12 protein-coding genes are annotated in these 12806 nt (G+C 71.0%); 9 read left to right on the plus strand and 3 right to left on the minus strand.

All coding sequences use genetic code 11. From position 1 onward, the window contains the following. Positions 1–112: 112 nt before the first annotated feature. The 8 genes from mshD (at position 113) to pstB (ending at position 9720) form a co-directional block, all read left to right on the plus strand. Complete coding sequence (mshD, locus tag ACFV6D_RS34735) at positions 113–1087, plus strand: mycothiol synthase (RefSeq protein ID WP_380562775.1); 975 nt, start codon at positions 113–115, stop codon at positions 1085–1087. 338 nt (positions 1088–1425) lie between these two features. Continuing rightward, positions 1426–3603, plus strand: coding sequence for an RNA degradosome polyphosphate kinase (locus ACFV6D_RS34740; RefSeq protein ID WP_380341897.1), 2178 nt, complete (start codon positions 1426–1428; stop codon positions 3601–3603). A 103-nt stretch (positions 3604–3706) separates the two neighbouring features. Continuing rightward, complete coding sequence (locus ACFV6D_RS34745; protein ID WP_380341817.1) at positions 3707–4795, plus strand: CHAD domain-containing protein; 1089 nt, start codon at positions 3707–3709, stop codon at positions 4793–4795. A gap of 31 nt (positions 4796–4826) precedes the next feature. Next, positions 4827–5306 (plus strand): NUDIX hydrolase, encoded by a 480-nt coding sequence (locus tag ACFV6D_RS34750; RefSeq protein ID WP_380341900.1) that lies wholly within the window; start codon positions 4827–4829, stop codon positions 5304–5306. Positions 5307–5574: 268 nt separating this feature from the next. Further along, a complete protein-coding gene (gene pstS / locus ACFV6D_RS34755) occupies positions 5575–6705 on the plus strand; it encodes a phosphate ABC transporter substrate-binding protein PstS (protein ID WP_063348287.1) in 1131 nt (376 codons plus the stop codon). A gap of 148 nt (positions 6706–6853) precedes the next feature. Next, positions 6854–7831 carry a phosphate ABC transporter permease subunit PstC gene (gene pstC / locus ACFV6D_RS34760; RefSeq protein ID WP_380492910.1) on the plus strand — a complete coding sequence of 326 codons (978 nt, stop codon included), beginning with the start codon at positions 6854–6856 and terminating at the stop codon, positions 7829–7831. Continuing rightward, positions 7828–8904, plus strand: coding sequence for a phosphate ABC transporter permease PstA (gene pstA / locus ACFV6D_RS34765; protein ID WP_063348285.1), 1077 nt, complete (start codon positions 7828–7830; stop codon positions 8902–8904). Before pstC ends, pstA begins: the two co-directional genes overlap by 4 nt. Before the next feature lie 39 nt (positions 8905–8943). Beyond that, entirely contained in the window at positions 8944–9720 is a 777-nt protein-coding gene (pstB, locus tag ACFV6D_RS34770; RefSeq protein ID WP_063348284.1) for a phosphate ABC transporter ATP-binding protein PstB, read from the plus strand. 156 nt (positions 9721–9876) lie between these two features. Here the strand turns inward: pstB and ACFV6D_RS34775 are convergent, their stop codons facing one another. Together ACFV6D_RS34775 and ACFV6D_RS34780 are read right to left on the minus strand one after the other, a co-directional pair. Continuing rightward, the gene (locus ACFV6D_RS34775) at positions 9877–10872 is read right to left on the minus strand and encodes an inorganic phosphate transporter (protein WP_063348283.1); all 996 of its coding nucleotides are present in this window, start codon (positions 10870–10872) and stop codon (positions 9877–9879) included. 5 nt (positions 10873–10877) lie between these two features. Continuing rightward, positions 10878–11498: a DUF47 domain-containing protein gene (locus ACFV6D_RS34780; RefSeq protein ID WP_063348282.1), complete on the minus strand. Its 621-nt coding sequence runs from the start codon at positions 11496–11498 to the stop codon at positions 10878–10880. 403 nt (positions 11499–11901) lie between these two features. Here ACFV6D_RS34780 and ACFV6D_RS34785 point away from each other — a divergent pair, with 403 nt between their 5' ends. Continuing rightward, positions 11902–12294, plus strand: a complete 393-nt coding sequence (locus ACFV6D_RS34785) for a metal-sensitive transcriptional regulator (protein WP_063348281.1) — start codon at positions 11902–11904, stop codon at positions 12292–12294. A gap of 98 nt (positions 12295–12392) precedes the next feature. Here ACFV6D_RS34785 and ACFV6D_RS34790 read toward each other — a convergent pair whose 3' ends face one another. Then, complete coding sequence (locus ACFV6D_RS34790) at positions 12393–12593, minus strand: hypothetical protein (RefSeq protein WP_363376777.1); 201 nt, start codon at positions 12591–12593, stop codon at positions 12393–12395. Positions 12594–12806 lie beyond the last annotated feature (213 nt).

Genomic DNA, 12806 nt, shown 5'->3' on the forward strand with positions numbered 1-12806 from the left:
AGGGGGGACCCTGTGGGAGAGTAGGACGCCGCCGAACAATCATTCACAGAGAACCCCCATCCGGGAAACCGGATGGGGGTTCTTTGCATTTCCGGTGACGTATCGTCGGGGCATGGACGATCAGACAGCGGTCATTGCGAACAGTGTGCTCCGCCCCGAGCAGCGCGACGGCGCCCTGCGCGTTCTGGCGGACGCCCAGGCGGTGGACGGCCGGGCTGCCGTGTCCGAGCAGGGCCGGCTTCGGCTGCGTTCCTCGGATACGCCGCGCCCCGGCGTGAGCCACTTCATCGAGAGTGAGAACGCCGCCGCCGTCGGTTACGGACAGCTCGAAGTCCAGGAGGGCTCCGCCGCCAATCCCGCCGCCAACCCCGCCGCCGAGCTGGTGGTCGACCCGGCCGCCCGCGGCCGCGGCCTGGCCCGGCCGCTGGTGGACGCGGTGCTGGCACAGGCCCACCGGGCCGGCCGCGACGCGGTGGACTTCTGGGTGCACGGCGGTCACCCGGCGGCCCGGCACCTGGCCGGCCGGTACGGGGCCGAGCTGGTCCGAGAGCTGCGGCAGATGCGCCGCACCGGGCCGCAGACCGAGGCCGTCGCCGTCCCCGAGGGCGTCGAGCTCCGGACCTTCCGCCCCGGCGAGGACGACGCCGAGTGGCTGCGGTTGAACGCGCTGGCCTTCGCCCACCACCCGGAGCAGGGCTCCTGGACGGAGCGGGACCTGGCCGAGCGGCTGGCCGAGCCCTGGTTCGATCCGGCCGGTTTCTTCCTCGCCACCCGGGGCGGCAAGGTGGTCGGCTTCCACTGGACGAAGGTGCACCCGGCCACCGCCACCGAGCCGGCGCTCGGCGAGGTCTACGTGGTCGGGGTGGACCCGGCCGAGCAGGGCAGCGGTCTCGGCCGTGCCCTGACCGCTGCCGGTCTGCGTCACCTGACCGGTTCGGACGCCGGCGAGCGCGGACTGGAGACGGTCCTGCTCTACGTCGACGCCGACAATCCGGCCGCGGTGCGGGTATATGAACGACTGGGGTTCACCATCCACGAGGTGGACCTCATGTACCGCGTCCAGTACCGCGCGGACCAGGCAGCCTAGGACCGGACAGGACCTACAGGACCTACAGGACCTACAGGACCGGGCAGGGCCTAGCGGCTCCGGGCGGTCCGGGGCAAGGGGTCGGACGTCACCGGCCCTTGCCCCGACCGACTCAGCTTTCCTCCTGGCCATGCGGTGTTTACCGTGGATTCAATTGCTGCCGCGAAGATCACAGGATGAAGTCCGTAGTGTCTCGCTCGTGCAGAGTCGACCGCCACGTGCCGGCCGGCCCTGTACGGACCGCGCCCGGCGGGTGGGCGTTGGCCCTGGGCGAGGACGACGGCCCGCAGAGCCATTCGCGTCCGGACGACGTCCTGCTGCTGGAGGAGCTGGAGCCCATGAGCATCCCCCGCCCCGTCTCTGCCTCGCTGTCCCCGCCGGCCAGGATGTCCGGTGCGCTGGGGATACCGCCCGAGCTGCCGGCCGAGGACGAGCAGGAGTTCGACGCACTGCCGCAGGGCCGCTTCCTGGACCGCGAGCGCAGTTGGCTGGCGTTCAACGAGCGGGTCCTGGAACTGGCCGAGGACCCAGGGATCCCGCTGCTGGAGCGGGCCAAGTTCCTCGCCATCTTCGCGAGCAACCTGGACGAGTTCTTCATGGTCCGGGTGGCCGGGCTGAAGCGCCGGATCGCGACGGGCGTCGCCCAGCGCAGCGCGTCCGGCCTCCAGCCGCGCGAGGTGCTGGACCTGATCTGGACCCGCTCGCGTGAGCTGATGGCGCGGCACGCCGCCGCCTTCCAGCAGGAGGTGCTGCCGGACCTCGCCACCGAGGGCATCGAGGTGGTCCGCTGGCCGGAGCTGGCCGAGAAGGAGCAGGCCCGGCTGCACACCCTGTTCCGGCAGAAGATCTTCCCGGTCCTCACCCCGCTGGCGGTCGACCCGGCGCACCCCTTCCCGTACATATCGGGGCTCTCGCTCAACCTGGCCGTGGTGGTGCGCAACCCGGTGTCGGGGCACAAGCACTTCGCCCGGGTGAAGGTGCCGCAGTCGCTGGCCCGCTTCCTGGAGGCCTCGCCGCAGCGTTACGTCCCGCTGGAGGACGTGATGGGCGCGCACCTGGAGGAGCTGTTCCCGGGCATGGAGGTGCTCGCCCACCACGCCTTCCGGGTGACCCGCAACGAGGACCTGGAGGTGGAGGAGGACGACACCGAGAACATCCTCAAGGCCCTGGAGAAGGAGCTGATGCGGCGGCGTTTCGGCCCGCCGGTGCGGCTGGAGGTCGAGGAGTCGATCGATCCCTACATCCTGGACCTGCTGGTGCGGGAGCTGAACATCACCGAGGCGGAGGTCTTCCCGCTGCCCGGTCCGCTCGACCTGACCGGTCTGTTCGGGATCGCCGAACTGGACCGCCCGGAGCTGAAGTACCCGAAGTTCGTGGCGGGCACCGCCCGCGGGCTGACGGACGTCGAGTCGGCGTCCCAGCCGGACATCTTCGCCGCGATGCGCGAGCGGGACGTCCTCCTGCACCACCCGTACGACAGTTTCTCCACCTCGGTGCAGGCCTTCCTGGAGCAGGCCGCCGCCGACCCGGACGTCCTGGCGATCAAGCAGACGCTGTACCGCACCTCCGGCGACTCGCCGATCGTGGACGCGCTGATAGACGCGGCGGAGTCGGGCAAGCAGGTGCTGGTCCTGGTCGAGATCAAGGCGCGCTTCGACGAGCAGGCCAACATCAAGTGGGCCCGCAAGCTGGAGGAGGCCGGCTGCCACGTGGTCTACGGCCTGGTCGGGCTGAAGACGCACTGCAAGCTGTCGCTGGTGGTCCGGCAGGAGGGTGACACCCTGCGCCGCTACTCGCACGTCGGCACCGGCAACTACCACCCGAAGACCGCCCGGCTGTACGAGGACCTGGGGCTGCTGACCTCGGACCCGCAGGTCGGCGCCGACCTCTCGGACCTCTTCAACCGGCTGTCCGGTTACTCGCGCCGGGAGTCCTACCGCCGCCTGCTGACCGCCCCGCGCGGCCTGCGCGACGGGCTGGTCTCCCGGATCCACAACGAGATCGCCCACCACCGGGCCGGCCGGCCGGCGTACGTGAAGCTCAAGGTCAACTCGATCGTCGACGAGGCCGTGATCGACGCGCTGTACCGGGCCTCGCAGGCCGGCGTGCCGGTCGACGTCTGGGTGCGCGGGATCTGTGCGATCCGGCCGGGCGTGCCGGGGCTGAGCGAGAACGTCCGGGTCCGCAGCATCCTGGGCCGCTTCCTGGAGCACTCCCGGGTCTTCGTGTTCGGCAACAACAGCGATCCGGAGGTCTGGATCGGCAGCGCCGACATGATGCACCGCAACCTGGACCGCCGGATCGAGGCGCTGATGCGGATCACCGACCCGGCCCACCGGGCCGAGCTTTCCGGCCTGATCGACCTCGGGATGTCGGACGAGACCGAGTCCTGGCACCTGGGGCAGGACGGCACGTGGACCCGCCACTCGCAGGACGCCGAGGGCCGGCCGCTGCGGCACGTCCAGGATCTGCTGATCGACTCGCGCCTGCGCCGCCGGGCCGCCGCCTCGCGCTGACGCGACCACTGATGCGAGCCGCTGGAACCGCAGGGGACCGGTTCCAGCGGTCGGCCACCAGCCCCGGGGGGACGAACCCGGGGGAACGGGGATCTACCACGCCATGACCGATGCGCCGATGACGGCCCAGGCGGCCGCCACCACGACCGCCGGGGACATCCTCTCCAGCCACCTCACCGCCCAGGCCGGCGCGTTCCTGCGCGCCCTGCCGCTGACGGTGGGCGAGGTCGGCGCCAGACCGGGGACGGCCGCGGTCGTTCCGGCGGCCGGCACCGCCGACCTGCTGCGGGCGGTCCGGCGGATCGGCGGGCTGCTGCACACCTTCGGCTCCGTCTTCGAGCAGGCCTGGGCCCAGGAGTCGCGCACCGAGCTGCGCTGGCTGCTCAACCTGCTGGCGCTGGAGCCCGGTTACGTCCGCCGTTCGGCCCGGCTGCTGGGCGCGCTGGACTCGCTGAGCGGCAGCGATCCGGACGGGACGGGCATGCTGGCCGGGCACGTCGGGGCGCCCAAGGCGCGGGCGCTGCTGGACCGGCAGCTGACCCTGGCCCGGACCAGGGCGCACTCCTCGGTGCTCCAGGAGCTCCGGTCGGCCCGGCTGCACGCGCTGGCGGACCGGATGACGCTGCTGGTCGGCGATGCCCCGCTGCTGGAGTCGGCGGGCGGCCGGGCGCAGGCTGTGCTGCTGCCGCAGGCGGCCGCCGCGTTCACGGCGCTGTCGGCGAGCGCCCAGCAGCTGCCGCTGCACCGGGCCGCCACGCCGTACGGCGGCGACGGGCTGCGCCGGCTGGGCGCCGTCCCGGCGGCGCGCGGCGCGGTGGACGCGGACACGGCGCTGGCGGCCGACGACGCGCCGTGGGCACGGACGCGGATCCTGGTGAAGCGGGCCCGGTACGCGCTGGAGGTGTGCGGTCGCGGGTCCGCCGAACTGGACGAGCTGGACGGGGTGCTGGGCCGGCACCAGGAGGCGGCGGACGCCGCGGTCACCGCGGCCACCGCCGCGCGGACCCCGCGGATCACCCCGGCGACCGCCTACGTGCTGGGCGTGGTGCATGCTGATCAGCGACTGGAGGTGGAGGCGGCGCGGTACGCCTTCGGCCGCCGGTGGCCCGACCTCCCGCCCGGCCCGGACGGCTGGCCGGACCTCCCCCCTGCCGAGGGCTGGGGGCATTCCCCCGCACCACGGACGGCCTGAATTGCGCGATCGCCTGAGCACCGGGCCGGCAGTGGACGCGGCCGCGACCGGGGCGGGGCACGCCCGGGTGATCCTGGCGGCGGGCGCGGTGCTGTGGCTGCCGGGCCGGCCGAAGAAGAGCGGCCGGCTGGGGCGGCCGCGGATCGCGGTGATCCACCGGCCCAAGTACGACGACTGGAGCCTGCCGAAGGGCAAGCTCGACCCGGGGGAGGGGGTCGTCGCGGCGGCGCTGCGCGAGGTGCGCGAGGAGACCGGGTTCGCCTGCCTGCTCGGTCCGGAGCTGCCGGCCCAGCACTACCTGGCGCAGGGCCGGCCGAAGGAGGTGCGCTACTGGGCGGCGGTGCCGTCGAGCGGGGCGTTCCGGCCGAACCGCGAGGTGGACCGGCTGGAGTGGCTGCCCGCCGGGAAGGCCCGTGCCCGGTTGACGCACGACCGCGACCGGTTGCTGGTCGACGCCCTGCTGGCGATCCTGGGTGCGAAGCCCGTACGGGCGAGCGGTCACCATCGGTGAGGGACGAGCGGTCTCCATCGGTGAAGGAACGGTGGAAGTGATCTCGTCGCGCCCTTGCCGTGACGCAACCGTGACTACCTGACGTAGTTTCCTGTCATCCTTTCGAGGTTCACTCTCCGTTCACTTGTGACCGGCTGTCGTGTCACCTACCCGGCCTAACTTCGGGTTTACCGGAGGGCCGAACGGGCCCCGGACCACAGCAGAACCCGCGCTCCGCCGTCCTCGCACGGCCCGCGCGACGGGCAATGCCACAGAAAGGGACACCCCTGTGAAGCTCCAGCGGAACGGCCGCTCCAAGGCCCTCGCCATCGGTGCCATGGCGCTCGTCAGCTCGCTGTCGCTCGCTGCCTGCGGCTCGGACGACAACGGCGCCAAGGCCGCCGGTGGCTCCAGCGGCTCCGCTTCGGCCGCCGCGGTCAACTGTGGCAAGGGCGGGACGCTGCTCGCTGCGGGCTCGACGGCTCAGGCCAACGCGATCGACGTGTGGAAGACCACCTACGGCGCGTCCTGCTCCGGCACCACCGTCAACTACAGCGGTGGCGGCTCCGGCGCCGGTGTCCAGCAGTTCAACCAGGGCAAGGTCGCCTTCGCCGGCACCGACTTCGCGCTCAAGCCCGCCGACGTCGACGCCTCCAAGACGGTCTGCACCGGTGGCAAGGCGATCGACCTGCCGCTGGTCGCGGGTCTCGTCTCGCTGGTCTACAACGTCGACAACGTCGACAACCTGGTCCTGGACGGCCCGACCTCCGCCAAGATCTTCGACTCGCAGATCACCAAGTGGAACGACCCGGCGATCGCCGCCCTGAACCCGGGCGTGCAGCTGCCGGACGCCGAGATCCAGACCGTCCACCGTTCGGACGACTCCGGGACCTCCTACAACCTCACCTCCTACTTCGCCAAGACCTCCGGTGGCGCCTGGACCGCGGCGCCGGAGAAGGCGTGGAAGGGCAAGGGCGGCCAGTCCGCCCAGGGCAGCGCCGGCGTCTCCGCGCAGATCAAGCAGGTCAAGAACTCCATCGGCTACGCCGAGCTGTCCTACGCGCAGAGCAACAACCTCAAGAGCGCCAAGATCGCCACCGGTGCGGCCAAGCCCGTCGAGGCGACCGCGGCCAACGCCGCCCTCACCTTCGCCTCCTCCACCGTCGTGGGCACCGACGGCGACCTCGCCCTCTCCCTGGACTACGGGACCAAGGCCGACAACGCCTACCCGATCATCCTGGTGACCTACGAGATCGCCTGCGACAAGGGCAACAAGCCGGAGAACCTGGACAACCTCAAGTCCTTCCTGACCTACGCGGTCAGCGACGCCGCGCAGAAGGCGATCGGCGACAAGGGCTACGTCCCGCTCCCCGCCGCCATCAGCGACAAGGTCAAGGCCGCCGTCTCCTCCCTGGCCTGACCCGACAGGAGCACCGGTGGGACGGCCCCGTGAGCGAGGGGGCCGGGGTCGTCCCACCGGAACGCACCGACCCAGCACGAACGTCCGGGGCACCGCCGCCATGGTGCCGTCCCCCTTCCGGGGCGGCACCACCAGACCGGAGTAGACAATGACTTCATCCTCCCCTGCCGCCCCGCGAGGCAGGGAACGCCGACCGCGCGACAGCCGCTTCGGCGACAAGATCTTCATGAACCTCGCCCGCGGTTCGGGCATCCTGCTGCTGGTCATCATGGCCGCGATCGCCGGCTTCCTGGCCTGGCGCGCGGTCCTGGCGCTCAGCACCAACGAGGGCAACTTCCTCACCACCTTCGAGTGGACGCCGGACGCCACGAAGCCGGTCTTCGGCATCGCCGTCCTGGCCTTCGGCACCCTCGTCAGCGCCGTCATCGCGATGGCGATCGCCGTCCCGGTGGCCATCGGGATCGCGCTGTTCATCTCGCACTACGCGCCGCGGAAGATCGCCCAGCCGTTCGCCTACCTGGTCGACCTGCTCGCCGCCGTCCCCAGCATCGTCTACGGCCTGTGGGGCGCGCTCTTCCTGGTCCCGCACATGGACGGCCTGACCAGCTGGCTCAACCAGTACCTCGGCTGGACGTACCTCTTCGACCAGACCAAGTCCGGCACCCCGCGCAACCTGTTCACCGTCGGCATCCTGCTGGCGATCATGGTCCTGCCGATCATCACGGCGGTCTCCCGCGAGGTGTTTCGCCAGGTGCCGCGGATGCAGGAGGAGGCGGCGCTCGCGCTCGGCGCGACCCGCTGGGAGATGATCCGCACCGCGGTGCTGCCGTTCGGCCGCCCCGGCATCATCTCGGCCTCGATGCTCGGCCTCGGGCGCGCGCTCGGCGAGACCATCGCCGTCGCGGTGGTGCTGTCCGCGAGCAACGTGCTCTCGCTGCACATCCTCGACGCGGGCGGCGGCACCTTCGCGCAGAACATCGCGCTGAAGTTCGCCGAGGCCGGCAACAACGGGCGCGACGCCCTGATGGCCTCCGGCCTCGTCCTGTTCGTCATCACCCTGCTGGTGAACGGTGCCGCGCGACTGATCATCGCCCGCCGCAAGGAGTACTCGGGGGCCAACGCATGACCGCGGCAACGACTTCCGTCACGGCCGACGCCCGGCCGCTCAGCCGGTCGCTGACCGCCAACCGGCTGCCCAAGTGGGCCCCGGCCGCCGTCGCGGTCGGCTCGATCGCGCTCGGCTGCGGGATCGGCGCCGTCGGCGGGCTGGAGAGCCACCTGCAGTGGGGCCTGATCTCGGCCGTGCTGTTCCTGCTGATCAGCTACGGCGTCTCGGCCCAGGTCGAGGGCCGCCGCCAGGCCAAGGACCGGTTCGCCACCTCGGTGGTCTGGGTCGCCTTCATCCTGGCCGTGGTCCCGCTGATCTCCCTGACGGTCTACACGATCCAGCAGGGCATCGGCGTGGTGAACGGGAACTTCCTGAGCCACTCGATGAAGGGCGTGATCGCCTCCGGCCCCGGCGGCGGCATCTACCACGCGCTGCTCGGCACCATGCAGCAGGTCGCCCTGGCCACCGCGATGGCCGCCCCGGTGGGTCTGCTGACCGCCGTCTACCTGGTCGAGTACGGCCGCGGCACGCTCGCCAAGACCGTCACCTTCTTCGTCGACGTCATGACGGGCATCCCGTCGATCGTCGCCGGTCTGTTCGTCCTCTCGCTCTGGAACATCGCCCTGGGCTTCAGCTACTCGGGCTTCTCGGGCAGCCTCGCACTGGCGATCCTGATGATGCCGGTCGTGGTCCGGTCCACCGAGGAGATGCTCAAGCTCGTCCCGAACGAGCTGCGCGAGGCCTCGTACGCGCTCGGCGTGCCGAAGTGGAAGACCATCCTGCGGATCGTCCTCCCCACCGCGATCGGCGGCATCACCACCGGCGTGATGCTGGCGGTCGCCCGCATCACGGGCGAGACCGCCCCGGTGCTGATGCTGGTCTTCGGCGCCGACGCCATCAACAGCAACCCGTTCGACGGACCGCAGCAGTCCCTGCCGATGTACATCTGGCAGCAGTACTCGGTGGTCAACAACGACTTCGGCTACGCCCGCGCCTGGGGCGCCGCGCTGGTGCTGATCGCCTTCGTGATGGGGCTCAACCTCATCGCCCGGGGCATCGCACGCTGGCGCTCGCCCAAGGGCGGACACTGACCGACTGACGTACGAAGACAGACGAGAGAAGCAACGATCATGGCCAAGCGCATCGACGTCAGCGGACTGTCCGCCTACTACGGCACCACCAAGGCCATCGAGGACATCTCGATGAGCATCGAACCCCGCTCGGTGACCGCCTTCATCGGCCCCTCCGGCTGCGGCAAGTCCACCTTCCTGCGCACCCTCAACCGGATGCACGAGGTGATCCCCGGCGCCCGGGTCGAGGGCAAGGTCCTCCTGGACGACGAGAACCTCTACGCCTCGAACGTCGACCCGGTCGCCGTCCGCCGCTCGGTCGGCATGGTCTTCCAGCGCCCGAACCCGTTCCCGACCATGTCGATCTACGACAACGTGATCGCCGGCCTCAAGCTCGCGGGCGTGCGCAAGAAGTCCGTCCTGGACGAGGTGGTCGAGCGCTCGCTGAAGGGCGCCAACCTCTGGAACGAGGTCCACACCCGGCTGAACAAGCCGGGGGCCGGCCTCTCCGGCGGCCAGCAGCAGCGGCTGTGCATCGCCCGCGCCATCGCGGTCGAGCCGCAGGTCCTGCTGATGGACGAGCCCTGCTCCGCGCTCGACCCGATCTCCACCCTCGCGATCGAGGACCTGATCGGCGAGCTGAAGTCGCAGTTCACCATCGTCATCGTGACCCACAACATGCAGCAGGCGGCCCGCGTCAGCGACCGCACCGCCTTCTTCAACCTGGCCGGCGTCGGCCAGCCGGGCAAGCTGGTCGAGCTGGACGACACCCAGCGGATCTTCTCCAACCCGTCGGTCCAGGCGACCGAGGACTACATCTCCGGCCGCTTCGGCTAGGCCGTACCCCGCCACCGGCCGACGGACCGCGGTGTCCGGAGGCGAACGGCGAGCACACAGGCTGCTCCGCGGTGCTGCATGGCGGTGCCGCCGTGGAGCATGAAGAAGGGCCCGCCCCCGAGATGTGGGGGCGGGCCCTGTCACGTGCGGGGCCGGTCAGCCCCAGAACAGGTGGGCGAACCAGTACACCAGCGCTGCGACGATGGCGGCCGCCGGCATCGTGATGAACCAGCCGAGCACGATGTTCTTGGCGACGCCCCAGCGCACCGCGCGGATCCGCTTGGTGGCCCCCGCGCCCATGATCGCCGCGGTGATCACGTGGGTGGTGGAGATCGGCGCCTTGAAGACGAACGAGGTGACGTACATGACCGTCGCGGCGGTGGCCTCGGCGGCGAAGCCCTGCGGCGGGTCCAGCTCGATGATCTTGCGTCCGAGCGTCCGCATGATCCGCCAGCCGCCCGCGTAGGTGCCCAGCGAGAGCATCGTGGCGCAGGAGATCTTCACCCACACCGGGATGCCCTCGCCGGAGTGGTGGCCGGAGATGGTGAGCGCCATCACCACGATGCCCATCGTCTTCTGCGCGTCCTGCAGACCGTGCGCCAGCGCCATCGCGGCGGCCGAGGCGGTCTGGGCGACCCGGAAGTTGCGCTTGGCCTTGTGCGGGTTGGCCCGGCGGAAGATCCACAGGATCGCCAGCATCACCAGGAAGCCGCCGACCAGGCCGACCACCGGCGAGACGATCATCGGGATGACGATCTTGTCGAGGACGCCGCCCCAGATCACGTCGATGCCGCCGGCCATGGCCGCGCCCACCATGCCGCCGAACAGCGCGTGCGAGGAGGAGGACGGCAGACCGAAGTACCAGGTGACCAGGTTCCAGGCGATCGCCCCGACCAGTGCGGCGAACAGGATCACCATGCCCCGGTCGCCGGTGGGGGTCTCGATGATCCCCTGGGAGACGGTGTGCGCCACGCCGCTGCCGAGGAAGGCGCCGGCCAGGTTCATCACCGCGGCCATCGCCAGCGCGGCCCTGGGGGTCAGCGCCCGGGTGGAGACCGAGGTGGCGATCGCGTTCGCGGAGTCGTGGAAGCCGTTGGTGTAGGTGAAGAAGAACGCAACGCCGACGACGGCGATGAGTGCTGCCATGTCCACGAGGGTCAGGACTCCTTGACGGCGATGGTCTCCACCGTGTTGGCGACGTGCTCGAACGCGTCCGCCGCCTCCTCAAGAACGTCCACGACCTGCTTGAGCTTGAGCACCTCGATGGCGTCGTACTGGCCGGAGAACAGGTGGGCGAGCAGCTTGCGGTGGATCTGGTCGGCCTGGTTCTCCAGCCGGTTGACCTCGATCCAGTACTCGGTGAGGTTCGACATGCTGCGCAGGTTCGGCATCGCCTCGGCGGTGAGCTCGGCGGCCCGGGCCAGCACCTCGATCTGCTGCTCGATCCCCTTCGGCAGCGTCTGGATGTCGTAGAGGACGACCAGGTCGACGGCCTCCTCCATGAAGTCCATGATGTCGTCCAGCGACGAGGCGAGGTTGTAGATGTCCTCGCGGTCGAAGGGCGTGATGAAGGACGAGTTCAGCTGGTGGAACACGGCATGGGTGGTGTCGTCCCCGGCGTGCTCGGCGGCGCGCATGCGCTCGACGATCTCCGCGCGGGCCGACACGTCTGATCCCAGCAGTTCCAGCAGGAGCTTCGAACCGACGACGAGGTTCTCCGCGGCGGCAGAGAACATGTCGTAGAAGCTCGTCTCCTTCGGGGTCAGGCTAAAACGCACGGAAATCTCCGATGTGCGGGGTAGGGACTGAACGATGCTAGGTGCAACCAAGCGCAATCGTGCAAACGGGGTGGTGATGGTGGAGGCGGAACCTCCTCTTCCGTTCGGCTGCCGCACCAGCTGACCCGGACCGCACACCCAGGTGCGGACGTGAGCCCCCAGTCTGACGGAACCTCGCCCGGATTGTCCCCGTGGTACGTACGGAAGACGGGGGCGCCGCTCAGACGGGTGAACCGCGCGGCGGGCCGCCCGCAGCCCGGTCGCAGCCCGGTCGCAGACCGTCCGGAACCCGTCCCGAACCCTTCGGCACATGCCGCGTCGGCCGTCGGAACACCACGGACGGCCCCGGTGTTGGACACTGGTGGCCGACGCAGCCACCAGGCATCCAGACGAAGGCGGGCCGATGACCACGACGCAAGCGCGCACCGAGCCGGACCACGGGCACGGCACCGACGCGCAGGCCGACGCACCCGCCGTCCCCGCGGCCGCCGCAGGACATCAGGGCGGGCACGGCCCGCACGGCTACAGCGCCCAGAAGGACGCCCACCTCAAGCGGCTGCGCCGGATCGAGGGCCAGATCCGCGGCCTCCAGCGCATGGTCGACGAGGACGTCTACTGCATCGACGTGCTCACCCAGGTCTCGGCCGGAACCAAGGCGCTGCAGTCCTTCGCACTGTCCCTGCTGGAGGAGCACCTGCGGCACTGCGTCGCGGCCGCCGCCGAGGAGGGCGGCGCCGAACTCGACGCCAAGGTCGCGGAGGCCACGGCCGCGATCGCTCGGCTGCTGCGCAGCTGAGGCCGGGCCCGATCCGGGCCGGGCGCGCGGGTCCGGCCCGCCAACACCCCCAGCCGCGAACGCCCCTGGGCCGCGAACGCCCCTGGGCCGGGAGCGACCTAACCGTCGGCCTGCCGCCAGGCCTCGCCGTCGGTCCGCCCCGGCTCGGCCCGGTCGAGTAGCACCTCGTCGATCCGCTCGGTCGGCAGCCGGTCGCCGGTGCTGGCCGTCGCGGCGATCATCAGCTCGCCGGCCAGATCGATCTCGTCGAGGGCCGCGTCGTCGTGGCCGCCGCTGCGGCCGCCCGTGGACGACACCACCTGCACCACCCCTTCAGTGCCTCGCCAGCCCGGGCGGCAGCCACCCGACGTCCAGCCTAGGCACTTCGGAGCCCGTCCACATGGCACGGACGGGCCATCTCGGCGCCGGGGGGCGCGGGGGGGGGGGGGGGCCCCCCGGGCCCCCCCCCGCCCGGGCGGCGCCCCCGCGCGCCCGCGCCGCCGCCCCCCCCCCCCGGGGCCGTGGCTCGGGGC

The sequence above is a fragment of the Kitasatospora sp. NPDC059812 genome, assembly GCF_042732075.1.
Lineage (GTDB): Bacteria > Actinomycetota > Actinomycetes > Streptomycetales > Streptomycetaceae > Kitasatospora.